Below are 17,912 nucleotides of genomic sequence, written 5' to 3'. Positions count from 1 at the left end.
AGGGGAGGGCGCGCCGCGGCCGAAGGAAGGAGCTTTTCGCATTCATCGCGCTCGCCATCGCGATGCTGCTTCCGGTCCAGGCTTTCGCCTCCGAAATTCACGGGCTGCCGGGCGCCGCGATGCCGCTGTGGTGGGGATTGCCTTTTGCCGGCCTGCTGTTGTCGATCGCGACCGGACCGCTGCTTTTCCCGCATGCGTGGGAGCATCATTACGGCAAGATCGCCGCTGCCTGGGCCATGCTGGCGGTGGTGCCGCTGACGATCGCCTTCGGCCTTCCATCGGCAGGCGAAGCGGTGCTGCACACGCTGCTTACCGAATATCTGTCCTTTATCATCCTCCTGTTCGCGCTCTACACCATCTCGGGCGGCATCCTGCTTGCCGGCAATATCCATGGCACGCCGCTCGTCAATGCCGGCCTGCTGCTCATCGGTGCGCTGCTTGCCTCGGTGATCGGCACCACCGGCGCCTCGATGATCCTGATCCGGCCGATGCTGCGCGCCAATGACAACCGGCCGTTCAACGCGCATGTGGTGATCTTCTTCATCTTCCTGGTCTCCAACATCGGCGGCTCGCTGACGCCGCTTGGCGATCCGCCTCTGTTCGTCGGCTTCCTGCGCGGCGTCGATTTCTTCTGGACGACCGCGAACCTGTGGCGCGAGACGCTGTTCACCGGCGGCCTGGTGCTCATCGTGTTCCTGGCGCTCGACTTTATGCTGCATCGCCGCGAGGGCGGCATGCCGAAGATCAAGGACCCGACGCCGGACACGAAGGTGCGCCTGCGCGGCCTCGCCAATTTGCCGCTGCTTGCCGGCGTGATCGGCGCGATCCTGCTTTCGGCGAGCTGGAAGCCGGGCGTCAGCATCCCGATCCTCGGCGTCGGCCTCGAGCTGCAGAACCTGGTGCGCGATGCCATCATTATGGCGCTCGCCTTGCTGTCCCTCAAGGTGTCGTACAAGAGCCACCGCGAGGCGAACGGCTTCACCTGGGAGCCGATCGCCGAGGTGGCGAAGCTCTTTGCCGGCATCTTCACCTGCATCGTGCCGGTGATCGCTATCCTGCGGGCCGGCCATAACGGCGCTCTGGCGCCGCTGGTGGCCCTGGTCACATCCGCCGACGGCCAGCCGAACAACCTCGCCTATTTCTGGCTGACCGGGGCGTTGTCGTCGTTTCTCGACAATGCGCCGACCTATCTGGTGTTCTTTGAGCTTGCCGGCGGCGATGCGCACCACTTGATGACCGAGGCCGCCTCGACATTGGCCGCGATCTCGGCGGGTGCCGTGTTCATGGGCGCCAACACCTATATCGGCAATGCGCCGAACTTCATGGTTTTCGCCATCGCCCGGCATCGCGGCTTCAAGATGCCCGGCTTCTTCGGCTATATGGCGTGGTCGGGGCTGGTGCTGATCCCGACGTTCTTGATCGCCGGGTTAATGTTTTTTCGATGAGCTGAGCTACTCAATTTCCACCGCCGGCGCTGCCCCTCATCTGGCTGCCGCCATCTTCTCCCCGTGAACGGGGAGAAGGGGGCTGGCATCGCCGATTTCGCCAATCACCAACGTTGCAGAATGACCGCCGAGGTCGCGGCCAGCTTCTTTCTCCCCGTTCACGGGGAGAAATGCCCGGTAGGCAATGAGGGGCAGCGCAGCCGCCGATAGTCTTGGCACCGACGCGCATTCGGCGCCCTATCCCACCCCCACATACCTGCGCACCGCCGACGGGTCGGCGCGCAGTGCTTCGACCTCTACCGTCTCGCGATTGCGGCCGTTCTCGATGAATGAGACGCGGTCGGCGACCGACAGCACGGCGTCGACGCGCTGCTCGACCAGGATGGTCGAGACCCCAAGCTGGCGCAGCTTCGCCACCGTCTCGCGGATCTTGGCGATCATCGAGGGCATCAGCCCTTCGGTCGGCTCGTCGAGCAGCAGCACCTGCGGCTCGAGGCAGAGCGCGCGGGCCATTGCCAGCATCTGCTGCTCGCCGCCGGAGAGTGTGCCGGAGCGTTGCCTCAGCCGCTCCCTGAGCAACGGGAAGAGATCGAGCACGCTCTCGCGGGTTTGCTTGCCCTTGCCGCGCGCCATCAGGCCGATCTCGATGTTTTCCGCCACCGTCATCTCGGCGAACAATCGCCTGCCCTGCGGCACATAGGCGACGCCGGCCTTCGGCACGTCATGCGCGGCGAGCCCGGTCAGTTCCTTGCCGTCCAACCTGATCGAGCCGGCAGCCGCCGGCACCAGACCCATGATCGCCTTCAGTGTCGTCGTCTTGCCGGCGCCATTGCGGCCGAACAGGCAAAGCACCTCGCCCTTGTTCAGCGTGAGGTCGAGGCCGTAGAGCACCTGCACCTCGCCGTAGAAGCAATCGAGGCCGGAAATGGTGAGCAATCCGCCATTGGCTCCAATGGAGTCAGCCATGGGTCGCCCCGAGATAGGCATCCTGAACTTGCGTGTTGGCGCGGATCTCACCCGGCGTTCCTTCGGCGAGGATCTTTCCCGAATTGAAGACGGTGATGCGGTCGGCAAGCTGCATGACCACGGGCATGTTGTGCTCGATCAAAAGCACGGTGGCGTCCCTGGCAATCTCGCGCACCAGCGTGATGAAATTGTCGATCTCGCTGTCGGCGAGACCCTGCGTCGGCTCGTCGAGGATCAGCAGGCGCGGCTTCAGCGCCAGGCCCATCGCGACTTCGAGCAGGCGCTGGTGGCCATAGGAAAGCTGCCCGGCCGGCGTGCCGGCGCGGTCGGCGAGGCCGGTCCGTTCGAGTGCCGCCATCACGCCGCTTCTCACCTGGCCCTTCGTGCGGCCGTCGGTCAACGTGCGCTGCACCGGCAGCGCGACATTGTCGAAGGCGGTGAGATTGGCGAAGACGCTGGTGATCTGGAATGTATAGGCGACGCCGAGGCGAACCCTTTTGTAAGCCGGCATGGCGGTGATGTCGGCGCCGTCGAAGACGACCATGCCGGAGGACGGCCGGATGCGGCCCGAGAGCAGGCTGACGAAAGTGGTCTTGCCGGCGCCGTTGGGGCCGATGATGGCGCGGATCTCGCCCGGCATCAGCGCGAAGTCGACGCCGTCGACGGCGCGCAGGCCGCCGAAATGGCGCGACAGGCCCTTGGTGGTAAGCAGCGGCGTCATGGCAGCCACCCCAGCCAGCGCTCGCGGATGCTGCCCAATATGCCTTTCGGGAAGAACAACACCAACAGGATGAGCGCCACGCCGACGATCAGCAGATAGGCGGAAGTGAAGCCGCTGGTGATGTCGGTGACATAGTACATGAACAGCGTGCCGATCAGCGGCCCGAGCGTGGTCGCGGCACCCCCGAGCAGCACCCAGAGCAGCGGCAAGATGGAATATTGCACGGAAGCGAAGCTCGAGCCGACATAGCCGAACAGCAGCGCATAGGCCGCGCCCGAGGCTGCGCAAATGGCCCCGGAGGCGACGACTGCGGCGAGCTTGTTGGCGACCGCGTCGTAGCCGAGCATCTTGGTGCGCTCCTCATTCTCGCGAATGGCGACCAGCACGCGGCCGAAGCGGGAGCGGACGACGGCTAGAGTGACGAGCAGAATGATCGAGAAAAGCGCCAGGGCGCTGATGTAGCGCACGGTCGGATCGGTCAGGTCGAAGGATGCGCCGCCGATCGCGATCACCCGCGACGCCTGCTGGATGACCAAGCCCTGGTCGCCGCCCGTCCAGGCGGCGAAATAGAGGATCAGCAGATAGAAGACCTGGGCGAACATCATGGTGACGATCATGAAGGCGACGCCGGAGGTGCGCAGCGCCAGCAGGCCGATGACCAGGGCGAGCAGCGCGCCACAGGCGACGCCGGCGACAAAAGCTGCCGGCACGCCCCAGCCGAGGTGATAGACGGTCAAGCCGGCGCCGTAGAGGCCGGCCGAGAAGAACATGGCATGGCCGAGGCTGAGCAGGCCGACATAGCCGAAGAGCAGATTGTAGCCCATGGCGAAGACGGCGAGCGCCATGATGCGGGCGAACAGGCCCTGGTGGTAGTCCGGCAGGACGAAGTTCAGCGCGAACAGCAGCGCGATGACGCCGACATGCAGCGCATAGGTCTTTGCCGGCGACGCATCCCTCATCGCGGCGTGGTCCCGAACAGGCCTTGCGGCCGGAACACCAGCACCATGGCGACGACCAGCGTGGCGATAATCTTCGCCAGGGTCGGCGAGAAAAACATCGAGATGATGCCGTCGGAAAGGCCGATCAGGACGGCGGCCACCACGGTGCCGCGCAGCGATCCCAGGCCGCCGATGATGACGACGATGAAGGAGAGCAGCAGCGGATCCTGCCCCATCAGGTAATGGGCCTGGCTGATCGGCACGATCAGCACCGCGGCGATCGCCGCCAGCATGGCGCCGACGGCGAAGACGCCGGCATAGACGCGCTCGACCGGGATGCCGAAGGCCTGCGCCGTCTCGCGGTCATATTGGGTTGCCCGCATGATCAGGCCGATCTTCGTTCGCGTCAGCACCAGCCAGGTGATGACCAGCAGAATGGCGGAGGCGACGACCACCGAGAGTTTGTAGCCGGAATAGCCGAACCACGGCAGGAGAATGCGGTAGCTGAAAGGCGGCTCGACCGGGCGCGCCTCGGGACCATAGAAGGTCAGCGCCAGCTGTTGGATGATGTAGAGCATGCCGATGGTGGCGACGATGGTGCCTTCGGGATTGTAGTGGAGGCGGCGCAGCACCAGGCGTTCGGCAATCAGCGCGACCAGCCCGACCAGCAAGGGCGCGATCACCAGCGCGGCGACGAAACCGATCGCCGGGTGGCCGGAAATCGCCGTCGAAACCGCCCAGGCGAGCACCGCGCCCAGCATGAAGAACTCGCCATGCGCGACATTGACGACGCGCATGACGCCGAACACCAGAGACAGGCCAAGCGCCGTCAGCGCCAGCACGGCGGAGGTGACGAGGCCTTCGAGGGCGGCGAGGAGGAGATGGGGTCCGAAGTGCATATGCTATGAGCTAAGCTCACAGCGCCTGCGTCGTGTAGTCCCCTTCCGGCTCGTAGAGACCGTCCTCGATCTTGGTCTTGTGAACGACCTTGAGCTTGCCGCCTTCGACCTTGGAGATGTTCTGGACGCCGAAGCATTGGTGGATCTTGCCGTTGAAGGTCTTCGGTCCCTGCGGATGCTCCGGCCCTTCGGCGAACTCCTTCAGCGCCTCGGTCGCCTCGACCAGCTTGGCGCGGTCTTCGGGTCCCTTGTAGCCTGCGTCTTCCATCGCCTTCTTGACCACGTAGAGCGTTTCCCAGCAGCCGAACATGTGGGCGGCGGTGGAGACGTCCTTGGGGTCGCCGACCGCGGCGCCGTTGTCGTCGATGCCGACCGCGGCGCGGTAGGCTTTCTGCGCCGCAGAATCGTCAGGCTGCGCATAGCGCGGCGAGCCTTCCCAGAAATGGCTGCCGTCGAGGAATTCGAGGCCGGGGCTGTTGATGTCGACGGCTTCGAGCGAGTCGATGAAGCCGAAGAGCTGCGGCCGTTGCGAACCATAGAATTCGCCGAGCTCCTTGACGAAGGTGAGCACGGCCGGACCGACCATGACATGGTAGATCACCTCGGTCTCGGCCGGGATCTGCGGGAAATATTTCGTGAAGGACGACTCCGTCGGCGGGATGGCGATCTGGGCGATCACGTCGGCGCCCTGCGCCTTCAGCGCCGGCGGCAGGTAGTCGCGATGGTCGTAGCCGAAGGCGAAGTCGGGGAAGATCTGCGTCACCTTCTTGCCCGCGTTCGCCGCGATCCACGGCGCCATCGACTGGATCTGGCTCTTCACGTCGGTGATGCCGGGCTGGAAGACGTAGCGGTTGAGCTTGGTGGAAGCGACGTGATGGCCTTCGCTGACGACGAAATAGGGGATCTTGTTCTCGCCGGCGGCGGGCGCCGAGCCGATCACGACATGCGAGAACAAGGTGCCGAAGACGATGTCGGTCTTGTGCTGCTTGGCAAACTTGTTGACCACCTCGGCGCCGCGCGCCGGATCGGTGCCGTCATCCTCGATGACCAGCTCGACCTTGCGGCCGCCGATACCGCCGGCGTCGTTGATCGCCTTGACAGCGGCAGCGCTGGTCTTCTCGTACCAGCGACCATAGGCGGCGCCGATCCCGGTGCGGTGCAACTGAAAACCTATCTTGATCGGCGCCGAGCTCTGCGCCTGGCTGTAGCGGACGAAGCCCGGCGCCAGCGCCAGGCCGGCCCCGGCGGCGATACCCTTCAGCGCGGTGCGGCGCGACAGCGTCGTCTTGGAGAGGTCGAAAAATCCGTTCTTGTCAGCCATGTCGGTTCCCCTGTTTTTTCAGTCTTGACCAGCGATAAGGCGGCGTAAACCATCCTCTTGCGAAGGATGGAAAATTGCATGTGTACAAACTAAATCACCAAAGCCGCGACGTGGCAAGCTAGCTTCCCTCGCGTCATGACGGCGGCCCTTGTCTCATCCCGCCGTTGGCGTGGCAAGCAGCCACAGGCCGAAGATCGTGTAGGCGATCATCAGCAGCGTGAGCGGCAGCTGGCTGAGCGCCGCACGCGACGGCTGAGGATAGAGACGCCAGGCAAGGCCATGCGCGACGAGGACCGCCAGCACATGGCCGGCGATGATGACGCCGGCCTGCAGGTTCCACAGCCACCAGGCGGACTCGGCGCCGGCGACGACACCGGCCTCGACCATCCTGTTGGCCGTGCCGAACAGGTTCCAGCCGAGCGCGAAAGGATCGGAGAGCGCGACCAGCGCATACTGGCCGTCGACCAGGAGCACGGCGAGGTAATGCGCGATATGGTAGGCGAGCGCGATCGGCACGATCGACCAGACCAGCAGGCCGGCCGCCTCGCCGAAAGAATGTCTGTCGCCGGCGAGGCGTTGGCTGAGAAAGACGGCCAGGGCGAACACCGCCGCCAGCAAGACGAAGCTGAGCACCAAGCCAAAACTGCCGATGCCGATCAGCGCGGTGCGGCCGGGATATTCCAGCGGATTGACGCCGAACAGGCCAAGCCAGAAGAAGGTTTTCGACAGGCCGTCGAAGGACACCGACGACAGCGCCAGCAGAAGGAAGGCCGTGCCGCTCAGCGGCAGCGGGTCGCCGGCAAGCAGCTTCGCACCGGGCCAGCAGAGCGAGAGCCGGCCATCGAGGCGTTCGGCAGGCGCGAAGCGGGCCACCATGGCGAAGAAGACAGTGAGGAATTCGCCGCGCCGGCTCCAAGCGTCGTAGCCGAAGATGAGCATCGCGACGAGGCTGGCCAGCCAGTAGAGGCCGGCGGCAAGGGCCAGGCGGGCCGGATCGTCGGGTGCCGGATCGATCAGCTCGAACCAGGTGAAGGCGAAGAACAGCACGAAGGCCGGCCAGTAGCCGAGTCTTAACGGCAGATGTGACGGCTGGGCTTCGCTCCATCGGTCGCCCACAAGCCGGCTCACGACGCGCCAGGGCCCATACCATGGGTTGAGCCACGCCCACAGGTCGCCGAGCATGCCTTGCAGCAGGGTGAAGCCGGCCCAGAGCAGCGTCCAAATCACCAGTGGGAGAGGGTTGGAAAGCGGGTCGCGACCGCCGGAGAGACCGGCAGCGATGAGAAGCGCAAAGCCGGCAAATGAAATCAGGCTGACGACGATGCGGGGGGTGTCGCTGAAGGTGAACAGGGGCAGGCGCCGACGCCAGAAATTGTCGAGGGCGGCAGGCGGCAGCAGCGCCAGCACGAGGAAGCTGACGGCCACCGCCAGCGCGCCGCCGGCGATGTAGTAACCGGTCGGGAGGAGCAGGACGTGGCCGCGGTCGGAGGCATGGGCGAAGGAGGGCGTGGGGAGAGTGGCCGCCAAGGGAGTTGCGAGAAAGGCCAACCTCCAAGGTTGGCGCTCTACGGCGCCCCCCTCTGCCCTGCCGGGCATCTCCCCCTCTTGGGGGGAGATTAGCAGTTTCGGCGCCAGCTCTCCTCCTGCAACGTCGGAGATTGGCGAAAGCGGAGATGACAGCGTAATCTCCCCCCTAGAGGGGGAGATGTCCGGCAGGACAGAGGGGGGCGCGAAGGAACTCGGCTTATCCGGGAATTCCATTCGTCCGGGCCTTAAGCCTCTACACCTTCACCAGCTGCTCCACCCGGCCCTTCTCGCCAAAAATCCTGAGATACCGCTTGATCTCCTTCTCGTCCCCAGTCGCCTTGGCGGGGTTGTCCGACAGCTTTACCGCCGGCCGGCCATTGGCTTCACTGACCTTGCAGACGAGCGAGATGGCATCGAGGCTCTTGGTTTCGGTCGGCGCGCAACCCTCGAAATCATTGGTGAGGTTGGTGCCCCAGCCGAAGGACATGCGCACCTTGCCGCGGAAATGCTTGTAGGTCTCCTCGATGGTCTCGACTTCCAGGCCGTCGGAGAAGATGAGCAGCTTCTGCTTGGGATCCCTGCCTTTCTCACGCCACCAGGAGAGGATCTTCTCGCCGCCTTCGATCGGCGGCGCGCTGTCCGGCCGGAAGCCGGTCCAGTCGGCGATCCAGTCCGGCGCATCGCGCAGGAACGCAGCCGTGCCGAAAGTGTCGGGGAGCACGATCAGCAGATTGCCGCCATAGTAGCGCTGCCAGTCCTGCAGCACCTTGTAGGGTGACTGCCTCAGCTCCTCTTCGGAATTGGCAAGCGCCGCGAAGACCATAGGCAGTTCATGCGCGTTGGTGCCCAAAGCCTCGAGGTCGTTGTCCATGGCCAAAAGCACGTTGGAGGTGCCGGTGAAGGCATCGCCGATGCCTTCCTTCAGCGCCTCGACGCACCAGCGCTGCCACAGGAAGGAATGGCGGCGTCTTGTGCCGAAGTCGGAAATGCGGATGCCGGGCAGCGCCTTCAGCCGCTCGGTCTTGGCCCACATCTTGGCCTTGGCGCGGGCGTAGAGCACGTCGAGCGCGAACGGGCCGAAGGAGCGCATCGCCGCGCGCGAGCGCAGCTCGTTGATGATCGCAAGTGCCGGGATCTCCCAGAGCGTCGTGTACATCCAGGGCCCGGCGAAGGAGAGCTCGAACTGGCCGTCGCGCCTGGAAAGCTCGTATTCGGGCAGGCGGAAATTCTCGAGCCAGGCGAGGAATTCCGGCTCGAAGATCTGCTTGCGGCCGTAAAAGGTGTTGCCGCCCAGCCAGATCATCTCCTTCTTCGAGAAACGCAAGGTGCGGGCGTGGTCGAGCTGTTCGCGCAACTCGCCCTCATCGATCTCATCGGCCAGCCGCACCGACGTGGTGCGGTTGATCAGCGTGAAGGTGGCATCGACCTTGGGATACATGCCCCAGATCATCTGCAGCATCAGAAGCTTATAGAAGTCGGTATCCAGCAGGCTGCGGACGATCGGATCGAGCTTCCAGGTGTGGTTGTAGACGCGCCGCGCTATATCCGTCTTTGCCATGCTCGCTCACCCATAAAGCACAACGCACGGGAACGCGGGCGCCACGCTTCAAATCCTTGTTCGATCAATTCCGGCCGGAACCCCGTTGCACGGAATTGCTTTAGCAACTGCCTCTTAGCACCGTATTTCCGAACGCGCTTGCTGCTTTGCAAGCTGGCCCGACAAAAAGCAGCTATGCAAGTCCAGCCATCAGGACGCGGTCCTCGCGCCTATGACCTTGAGGGCGGGGCGTTTTCTGCGACTCGGCACGCGGCCGGCGACCGGCGCATCGGCGCGGGCCTCGTCCTGCTCCTTCTCGGCGAACAGCCAGTCGATGAAGAGCTGGACGATCGGCGCCGAGCGCATCTCGTTGCGGCAGACGACGTAGAAATCGTCGACCGCCGGAACCGACAAACTGAAGGGCGCCACGAGCATGCCCCTGGCGAGCAAGGCGCGCGCGGTGACGGAATCGCCGAGCGCCACACCATGGCCGTGCACGGCGGCCTCCGTCGCCATGCGGGCATCGCCCAGACGGTGGCGGCGGCCGCGTTCGAGATCGAGCGCGTCGGCGGCGGCCAGCCAGGTGTGCCATTCACGGCCATCGTCGCCATGCAGGAAGACGTGGTCGGCGAGGTCGCGGACGCTGCGGATCGGGCGGTTGTTGATCAGCGTCGGACTGACAACCGGAAACAGCTCCAGGCCGGACCACTTGCGTATCCAGCAGTCGCTCCAGCTGCCGTCGCCATAATGCACGCAGACGTCAATGTCCGCGGCGCGGATGTCTTTGGGATCGTTGGACGGGATCAGCGTCAGCTGGATGTCCGGATATTGCGCCGTGAAGGAGCCGAGCCGCGGCGTCATCCAGAGCAAGAGCAGCGCCGGCACGCAGGAGACCGACAGCGCGCCGGCGCTTGCCGGCCGCGTCATGCGCTGGGTGGCGGCGGCAATGCCCTCGAAGGCGGCCGATACCGCCGGCAGGAATTCGGCGCCATGGGGCGTCAGCTTCACGCGCTGCCCGCTGCGCTCGAAGAGCTTCACGCCCAGCGATTGCTCCAGCGCCTTGATCTGATGGCTGACGGCGCCATGCGTGACATTGAGCTCACCCGCCGCCTTGGTCAGCGAGGCGTGCCGTGCCGTGGCCTCGAAGGCGCGCAGCGGGTTCAGCGGCGGCAGGCGCTTGGCCATGGTGAGCTCCTCCTTTGTGAGATTTTCTCACAGCCTAGACCCTAACAATATCAATTGATTTTTCAATGCGGCTGCCCGACACTTTTGTCCGGAACAGCTTCAAGAGACGTGGAATCCGCAGCGCAGCGGCGGGCAACGATCCAGCCGCACAACAGGCTGGCTTGGCAAATCGTTCGTGGCGTCAGCGCTGCAGGTAGCAAGAGGAGGACCGGACATGGGTTACGATCGCGGCAAGCTCGAAGCGTTGCGCCGCAAATATGGCGAGAGCCATGGCGGCGAGATGTTCGACCCGAAATTCCGCAAGGTCGCCGACAAGATCTTCAACAAGTCGGGCACCCGCCTCGCCCCCTATTCCGGCATCCCGACTTTCCTCGCCGCGCCCTACCGCGAGATCGCGGCCGACAATCCGGATTTTGGCGACCTGCAGGTGGCGATGATCGGCGTGCCGATGGATCTCGGCGTCACCAACCGTCCCGGCTCGCGCTTCGGGCCGCGCGCGCTGCGCGCCATCGAGCGCATCGGCCCCTATAACCATGTGCTGGAATGCGCGCCGACGCATGAGCTGCGCGTCGCCGATATCGGCGACACGCCGTTCCGCAGCCGCTACCGGCTGGAGATCAGCCATGAGGATATCGAAAAACGCACCAACCAGATCGTCGACGCCGGCGTGCTGCCGCTCTCGGTCGGCGGCGACCATTCGATCAGCCATCCGATCCTGAAGGCGGTCGGAAAAAAGGCGCCGGTCGGCATGATCCATATCGACGCCCACTGCGATACCAGCGGGCTGTTCGACATGACTAAATTCCATCATGGCGGTCCGTTCCGCAACGCGGTGCTGGACGGCGTGCTCGATCCGTCGCGCACCATCCAGATCGGCATTCGCGGCTCGGCGGAATATCTGTGGGAGTTCACCTACGAGTCCGGCATGACCGTCGTGCATGCCGAGGAGGTGACCGGGCTCGGCATTCCTGCCATCATCGAGAAGGCTCGGAAAATCGTCGGCGACGGTCCGACCTACATCTCCTTCGACGTCGACAGCATCGATCCGGCCTTCGCGCCCGGCACCGGCACGCCGGAAGTCGGCGGGCTGACGACGCGCGAGGTGCTCGAATTGCTGCGCGGCCTGAAGGGCCTCAACATCGTCGGCGGCGACGTGGTCGAGGTGGCGCCGCAATATGACGCGACCACCAACACCGCCCATGTCGGCGCCCAAGTCCTGTTCGAGATTCTGAGCCTGATGGTGTTCAGCCCAGCGATCAAGAAGGGCTGATGCCTCGCGCAATTCCGGACGGAAGCTATGGCGAAGGCGCCAAGCCTAAACCGCGTCTTCCGGAATTGCTCTACCAACACGACCGCCGCGCTGGAGCCGGCGGCCGGTTTCAACAACAAGCTTCCAGCAGGGGAATAACAATGTTACTTCGCAACGCACTGAAATCCGTAATCACAGCGGCGATGATACTCAGCGCCGCCGGCCTCGCCACGCAGGCGAAAGCGGACGCCGTCGACGACATCACCAAGGCCGGCGCCATCAATGTCGGCATCTTCTCCGACTTCCCGCCCTTCTCCTCGGCCAGCGCCGATATGAGCATCAAGGGCTATGACATTGACGTCGCGCAGGCGATCGCCGATTCACTCAAGGTGAAGCTCAACCTGGTCAGCGTCACCGGCCAGAACCGCATCCCTTATCTCACCGACAAGCGTGTCGATATATTGATGAGCGTCGGCTACTCCAAGGAGCGCGAGCAGGTGATCGACTTCGCTGCAGCCTACGCGCCTTATTACATCGCCGTGATCGGCCCGGCCGAGCTTGCCGTCAAAGGCAAGGAAGACCTCGCCGACAAGTCGGTCGCCGTCAATCGCGGCACGCTGGAGGATACCTCGCTGACCCAGGCGGCGCCGGCTTCCGCCGACATCCGCCGCTTCGACAACTACAATTCCGTCATCCAGGCCTTCATCTCCGGCCAGACGCAGCTGATGGTGGTCGGCAACGATGTCGGCGCCCAGGTGCTGGCCAAGCAGGATGCACTGAAGCCGGAGCAGAAATTCCAGCTGCTCACCTCGCCCTCGCATATCGGCCTCAACAAGAATGAGGACCGGCTGAAGAAGGCGGTGAACGACGCCGTCGCCAAGATGCTGGCCGACGGCAAGCTGGACGAGAGCTCGAAGGCCTGGCTGAAGACGCCGCTCAATCCGGACAACCTCAAGGATTGATCTGCCTACCGGTTCGGCGTCGTAAGGGGCGCCGAACCCCTCTCTTAGGTCAGGCACCTCCAACAAGGTCAATCGCCATGGGCTACAGCCTCGACTTCGGCTGGCTTGCGGGTGCGGCGGGCGTTATCGCGCGCGGCGCGGCGATGACGCTGCTTTTGATCGCCGTCACGACGCTGGCGGGCACGTTCCTCAGCATCCTCGGCGCCGCCGGCAAGAGAAACGGCCCGAAGCCGCTTCAGCTGGCGATCGGCATTTATGTCGAGGTGATGCGCAACACGCCATTCCTGGTGCAGCTGTTCTTCATCTTCTTCGGGCTGCCCAGTCTAGGCGTCAGGCTCGACCCGATCTTGGCCGCGATGCTGGCGATGACGCTCAACATGGCGGCCTATACGATCGAGATCGTCGGCGCCGGGCTCGACGCCGTGCCGCGCGGCCAGAGTGAAGCCGCGCTGGCGCTCGGCCTCAGGCCCCGCCAGGTGTTCGTCAAGATCGTGCTGCCGCAGGCGCTGAAAGTGATCTATCCGGCGCTGACCAGCCAGATCGTCATCATGATGCTGGAATCGGCCGTGGTGTCGCAGATCGCGGTGCGCGAATTGACGTACGAGGCCGACATGCTGCAGGCACGCACTTTTCGCGCCTTCGAGACCTATTTCGTGGTGACGATGGTGTATCTCGGCCTGTCCATGGGGCTGCGCCGGCTGCTGGTCGGCGGCGGCCGCCGTGTTCTGGGGGCGGGCGTGTCATGATCGAGTTCACCTTCTGGGACATCGTCCGCAACCTGCTGCTCGCCGCGCGCTGGACGGTGCTGTTGTCGCTTGCCGCGTTCATCGGCGGCGCGCTGGTCGGGCTGGCGGTGCTGTTCTTTCGCATCGCCAAGAACAAATGGGTCAAACGGATAGCCTCGGGCTATATCGCGCTCTTCCAGGGCACGCCGCTCTTGATGCAGCTCTTTTTGATGTTCTTCGGGCTGCCGATGCTGGGGTTGCGCATCGAACCGTGGACAGCAGCGGCGCTCGGCCTCACCTTTTTCGCCAGCGCCTATCTGGCTGAAATCTGGCGCAGCGGCGTCGACGCGCTGCCGCGCGGCCAGTGGGACGCCGGCGCCAGCCTCGGGCTGCATTATCTGCAGGAGCTCAGGCTGATCATCCTGCCGCAGGCCTTCGCCATCACCCGCGCGCCGACCGTCGGCTTCCTGGTGCAGCTCATCAAATCGACGGCGCTGACCTCGATCATCGGCTTCGAGGAACTGGTCAGGACCTCCAACGCCATCAACAATGCGACCTTCGAGCCGTTCAAGGTCTACGGGCTGGTGGCGCTGATCTTTTTCGTCATGTGCTTCCCGCTGACGCAATACGCACGGCGGCTGGAGCAACGCGCGGGGGTGCGCTGAGCCGACGAAGGCTGCCGACTGGACCCGCAGCCTTGTCGATCAATGCCCGAAGGCGAGCGCCGGCGCGATGCGGTCGCGCCTGAGCCAGCGCGCGAGCAGCAGCGCCGCCACCACGGCCAGTCCCGAGGCCAGGCCGATCCAGATGCCGACGCCGTTCAGGCCGAAATGGAAGGCGAGCAGCACGCCGAGCGGCAGGCCGACGCCCCAATAGCCGATCGCGGCGTAGATCATCGGCACCTTCGTGTCGTGCAAGCCGCGCAGCATGCCGGCCGCAACGGCCTGGGCGCCATCGAAAATCTGGAACAGCGCGGCGAAGGCAAGGAACGAGACGGCAAGCGTGATCACCCGGGCATTGGCGGGATCGGCAAGATCTATGAAGGCGCTGATCAGCGTGTGCGGCCAGAGAATCATCACCAATCCCATCAGCGCCATGAAGGACACGCCGATGACGAAGGCGGTCCAGCCGGCGCGCGATACGCCTTCCGGGTTGCCGGCGCCATGCGCCAGCCCGACCCGGACCGTGACCGCCTGGTTGAGACCGAGCGGCACCATGAAGGAGATCGAGGCGATCTGGATGGCGATGGCGTGGGCGGCCAGCGAACCCGCGTCGATCAGGCCCATCAGCAGGGCCGCTGCGTTGAAGATCGTCACCTCGAAGGCGAGGATGCCAGCGATCGGCAGGCCGAGCCTCAACAGGCCGCGGAAGCGCGGCCAGTCGGCGCGCCAGAAGCGGCCGAACAGACGGTAACGGCGAAACTTTTTCTCCTTGATCACCACGGCGGCGAGGCCGACGAACATCAGGGTGCTGGACAAAGTCGTGGCGAGGCCCGAGCCGGCGATGCCCATCGACCTGACGCCGAGATTGCCGAACATGAACACCCAGTTGAAGAAGGCGTTGCAGGCGACCGCGACGAAAACGATGATCAGCGCCCAGCCCGGCCGTTCCAGCGCCGAGATGAAGGAGCGCAGCACGATATAGCCATAGAAAGGCAGCACCGCCCATTGCAGCCAATGCAGATAGATGCCGGCCTCATGCGCGAGCTTCGGCTTCTGGCCCATGGCCAGAAGCACCGCTTCGCCATGCCAGAGAAAAATCCAGATCGGGATCGAGATGAGGATCGCCAGCCACAGGCCCTGGCGCACGGTGCGGCGCAGGTCGCGCACGGAATGGCGGCGGCGGCCGAGCTCGGTCGCCATCATCGGCGAGGTCGCCAGCATCAGGCCGAGGCCGAAGATCAGCGGCATGAAATAGAGGTTGGAGCCGAGCGCGCCTGCGGCGAGCGTATCGGCCCCGAGGCGGCCCATCATCATGACGTCGGTCGCGGTCATAGCGGTCTGGCCGAGATTGGTCAGCACCATCGGCCAGGCGAGCGCGATCGTTGCCCTGATTTCCTGACGCCAAAGGTTTTCCGGCGCGCGAGCGCCGGCTTCGATCGCAGACATTGTTCCGCTCTTTCAGAACACGGCGCGTCGGCCAAAGGGCCGGAAGCCGCACACACGGCGCAAAATGGCGCCATTTGCGTCGCCTTGTGAACGAAATGCGACATCATGGCAAGGGCAGAGGCCCGGCTAGCGATTGATCCAGGCGAAGCCGGGATTCCGCGACGCCTCTTTCATTTGCCGGCCGGGGGCTGCTACGGATGCCCTGGCATATGCAGCCGGCGCGCCATGCCGGGAGGAACGAATGCCGTTCAGGCGCAGAAAGAACACAGCCGCGATCCCGCGCACGGCGCCCGCCTTCGAGCACATCGTGACGGAGGCCAGCGAGAGCTTCCTGTGGCGGCTGGACGATTATCCGTGGGAGCGCAATGTCTGGAATTTCCATCCCGAATACGAAATCCATCTCTTGCGGAAATCGTCCGGCGTCGTGCTGGTCGGCGACCATATCGGCGAGTTCGGGCCGGGCTATCTGACCATCGTCGGCGGCGGGCTGCCGCATGACTGGGTGACGGCAGTGCAACCCGGCGAGCTTATCGAAGGCCGCGATATCGTGCTGCAATTCGATCCCGAACGGCTGCGCGGCTCCTCGGGGCTGCTGCCGGAGCTGCGCGAGCTGGAGCCGTTCCTGGAACGCTCGCTGCGCGGCATGGTCTTCCATGGCCAGACGGCGCTCGACGGCGCCGAGCTGATGGAACGAATGGGCGAGGTGCATGGGCTGGCAAGGTTCCGCATGTTCCTCGAACTGCTGGACCTTCTGGCCACCACCCAGGAATACGAGCTTCTGTCGTCGCCGGATTTTTCTCCGCTTCTCGACGCGGAATCGCTGGATATTATCCAGCGCTCGCTGACCTATCTGTTCCAGCACTTTGCCGAGGATCTGAAGCTGCCGGAGGTGGCGGCGTTGGCCGGGATGAGCGAAAGCACTTTCTCGCGCTTCTTCCAGAAGAACACCGGCAATTCGTTCAGCGACCACGTCGCCAAGCTCAGGCTCTGGCAGGCCTGCAAGCTGCTCGCCGACACCGAGATCCCGATCACTGACATCTGCTTCCAGGTCGGCTATATGAACATCTCGAACTTCAACCGCGCCTTCCTGCGCAAGCACAAGATGACGCCGTCATCCTACCGCAGGCTGTCGCGACAGCGGCTGACGCTGCGGGCCTGATTTCGTCACCTAGCTTTTTGTTTCATCACAATTCCGGACGGAAAACCGCTGCGCACTTTTCCTGGAATTGCTCTGATCGTACTGATACTCGTGTGACGAGCAGACTCTGCCGGCGCCGTTTTTTGCGCCGCACAATGCATAAAAGTACAGGTCTGCTGCAACGGGGCTTCTAGTTTCGCCCCTTCCAACTCCTCATTTTGGCGGCGGGTCGCAGTCATGCGGGCGACGGTGAGGGTCGCTTAGCCCGCGGACTTGCTTGTTCCTGGAGGAGAAACATCAATGAAATCAACCCGGCTCGCTGCCAGCCTCGGTGCAGCTTTCGTGCTTACCGCTTCCGTTTCAACCGCAGCACTGGCGCAAGCGCCGGTCTGCTCGGCGCCGGTCAAGGTGCTGGCGCAGCCGCGCGACGGGCTGACGCTTCTGGAGGACTCCAAGGACGAGTTCAAGAAGTTGTCCGGCGCCTCGTTCCAGATCGACTATCTCAACGAGAACGACCGCCGCGCCAAGTCGCGCGCCGACGCCTCCACCGTCGGCAACTACAATGTCTACTATGTCGACGAGGCCAATGTCGCGCTGTTCGCTTCCTCGGGCTGGATCGCGCCGCTGACCGATTATTATCCGGCTGAATACGATTTCGCCGATTTCGATCCGGGCCGCCAGAAGGTCGCTACTTATGACGGCAAGGTCTGGTTCGCGCCGCTGACCGGCGGCGGCGACCTGATGGTCTATCGCAAGGACGTGCTGGAGGCCGCCGGCATCCAGCCGCCGAAGACGCTGGACGAGCTGATCGCCGACGTGCCGAAGCTGACCAATGCCGACAAGGGCATGTACGGCATCGCGCTGCGCGGCGCGCGCGGCTCGGGCGCCAATGTCTGGCGCTGGATGCCTTTCTTCAAGGCCTATGGCGGCAAGTGGTTCGACGGCGACAAGCCGGCTTTCAATTCGGACGCCGCAGTCAAGGCAACGGAGACCTATCTCAAGCTGTTCAAAGACTCGGCCCCCGGCACGCAGACCGGCAGCTGGGATGAATCGACCGGCGCCTTCCTCTCCGGCCAGGTCGCCATCCTCGTCGAATCGACGCCGCTGTCGGGCATGGCGGTGGACCCGAAGACCTCGCAGGTGGTCGGCGAGGTCGGCTTCCTGCCGCCGCCGTCGCCACTGCCGGGCGGG

At 64.3% G+C, this 17,912-nt stretch carries 16 protein-coding genes; 7 read left to right on the top strand and 9 right to left on the bottom strand.

Annotated elements, in window-relative coordinates; translation table 11 throughout:
• Nucleotides 1-62: 62 nt before the first annotated feature.
• A complete protein-coding gene (locus tag LB515_RS24445; protein ID WP_224629671.1) occupies nucleotides 63-1,445 on the top strand; it encodes a sodium:proton antiporter in 1,383 nt (460 codons plus the stop codon).
• Nucleotides 1,446-1,682: 237 nt separating this feature from the next.
• Here LB515_RS24445 and LB515_RS24440 read toward each other — a convergent pair whose 3' ends face one another.
• The 8 genes from LB515_RS24440 to gcvA all read right to left on the bottom strand — a co-directional run bounded on the left by LB515_RS24440 (nucleotide 1,683) and on the right by gcvA (nucleotide 10,539).
• Nucleotides 1,683-2,411, bottom strand: coding sequence for an ABC transporter ATP-binding protein (locus tag LB515_RS24440; RefSeq protein WP_224629669.1), 729 nt, complete (start codon nucleotides 2,409-2,411; stop codon nucleotides 1,683-1,685).
• Nucleotides 2,404-3,132, bottom strand: coding sequence for an ABC transporter ATP-binding protein (locus LB515_RS24435; RefSeq protein ID WP_224629668.1), 729 nt, complete (start codon nucleotides 3,130-3,132; stop codon nucleotides 2,404-2,406). Before LB515_RS24435 ends, LB515_RS24440 begins: the two co-directional genes overlap by 8 nt.
• On the bottom strand, nucleotides 3,129-4,091 hold the full coding sequence (locus tag LB515_RS24430; RefSeq protein WP_224629666.1) for a branched-chain amino acid ABC transporter permease: 963 nt from the start codon (nucleotides 4,089-4,091) through the stop codon (nucleotides 3,129-3,131). The genes LB515_RS24435 and LB515_RS24430 overlap by 4 nt, the downstream gene beginning before the upstream one ends.
• Nucleotides 4,088-4,969 carry a branched-chain amino acid ABC transporter permease gene (locus LB515_RS24425; protein WP_224629665.1) on the bottom strand — a complete coding sequence of 294 codons (882 nt, stop codon included), beginning with the start codon at nucleotides 4,967-4,969 and terminating at the stop codon, nucleotides 4,088-4,090. Before LB515_RS24425 ends, LB515_RS24430 begins: the two co-directional genes overlap by 4 nt.
• Before the next feature lie 16 nt (nucleotides 4,970-4,985).
• On the bottom strand, nucleotides 4,986-6,290 hold the full coding sequence (locus LB515_RS24420) for an ABC transporter substrate-binding protein (protein WP_095768124.1): 1,305 nt from the start codon (nucleotides 6,288-6,290) through the stop codon (nucleotides 4,986-4,988).
• Nucleotides 6,291-6,443: 153 nt separating this feature from the next.
• Complete coding sequence (locus LB515_RS24415; protein ID WP_224709221.1) at nucleotides 6,444-7,886, bottom strand: hypothetical protein; 1,443 nt, start codon at nucleotides 7,884-7,886, stop codon at nucleotides 6,444-6,446.
• A gap of 184 nt (nucleotides 7,887-8,070) precedes the next feature.
• Nucleotides 8,071-9,375, bottom strand: coding sequence for a nicotinate phosphoribosyltransferase (pncB, locus tag LB515_RS24410; RefSeq protein ID WP_224604491.1), 1,305 nt, complete (start codon nucleotides 9,373-9,375; stop codon nucleotides 8,071-8,073).
• 189 nt (nucleotides 9,376-9,564) lie between these two features.
• Complete coding sequence (gene gcvA, locus LB515_RS24405) at nucleotides 9,565-10,539, bottom strand: transcriptional regulator GcvA (protein ID WP_095768121.1); 975 nt, start codon at nucleotides 10,537-10,539, stop codon at nucleotides 9,565-9,567.
• A gap of 214 nt (nucleotides 10,540-10,753) precedes the next feature.
• Here gcvA and speB point away from each other — a divergent pair, with 214 nt between their 5' ends.
• The 4 genes from speB to LB515_RS24385 all read left to right on the top strand — a co-directional run bounded on the left by speB (nucleotide 10,754) and on the right by LB515_RS24385 (nucleotide 14,140).
• Nucleotides 10,754-11,809 (top strand): agmatinase, encoded by a 1,056-nt coding sequence (gene speB / locus LB515_RS24400; protein WP_224631519.1) that lies wholly within the window; start codon nucleotides 10,754-10,756, stop codon nucleotides 11,807-11,809.
• Between the two features lie 140 nt (nucleotides 11,810-11,949).
• Nucleotides 11,950-12,750 carry a transporter substrate-binding domain-containing protein gene (locus tag LB515_RS24395; RefSeq protein WP_140846404.1) on the top strand — a complete coding sequence of 267 codons (801 nt, stop codon included), beginning with the start codon at nucleotides 11,950-11,952 and terminating at the stop codon, nucleotides 12,748-12,750.
• 77 nt (nucleotides 12,751-12,827) lie between these two features.
• Nucleotides 12,828-13,496 (top strand): amino acid ABC transporter permease, encoded by a 669-nt coding sequence (locus LB515_RS24390; protein ID WP_224709220.1) that lies wholly within the window; start codon nucleotides 12,828-12,830, stop codon nucleotides 13,494-13,496.
• On the top strand, nucleotides 13,493-14,140 hold the full coding sequence (locus LB515_RS24385) for an amino acid ABC transporter permease (protein WP_224709219.1): 648 nt from the start codon (nucleotides 13,493-13,495) through the stop codon (nucleotides 14,138-14,140). The genes LB515_RS24390 and LB515_RS24385 overlap by 4 nt, the downstream gene beginning before the upstream one ends.
• A 39-nt stretch (nucleotides 14,141-14,179) precedes the next feature.
• Here LB515_RS24385 and LB515_RS24380 read toward each other — a convergent pair whose 3' ends face one another.
• On the bottom strand, nucleotides 14,180-15,583 hold the full coding sequence (locus LB515_RS24380; protein WP_224709218.1) for an MATE family efflux transporter: 1,404 nt from the start codon (nucleotides 15,581-15,583) through the stop codon (nucleotides 14,180-14,182).
• A gap of 241 nt (nucleotides 15,584-15,824) precedes the next feature.
• Here LB515_RS24380 and LB515_RS24375 point away from each other — a divergent pair, with 241 nt between their 5' ends.
• The gene (locus LB515_RS24375) at nucleotides 15,825-16,742 is read left to right on the top strand and encodes an AraC family transcriptional regulator (protein ID WP_224709217.1); all 918 of its coding nucleotides are present in this window, start codon (nucleotides 15,825-15,827) and stop codon (nucleotides 16,740-16,742) included.
• 279 nt (nucleotides 16,743-17,021) lie between these two features.
• Nucleotides 17,022-17,912: ABC transporter substrate-binding protein (locus LB515_RS24370; protein ID WP_224709216.1), on the top strand; the 891-nt coding region annotated here is incomplete at its 3' end.

Origin of the sequence: Mesorhizobium sp. CA15 (assembly GCF_020165215.1) — a bacterium.
Taxonomy (GTDB): Bacteria; Pseudomonadota; Alphaproteobacteria; order Rhizobiales; family Rhizobiaceae; genus Mesorhizobium.
This window is presented reverse-complemented; position numbering and strand designations above follow the sequence as displayed.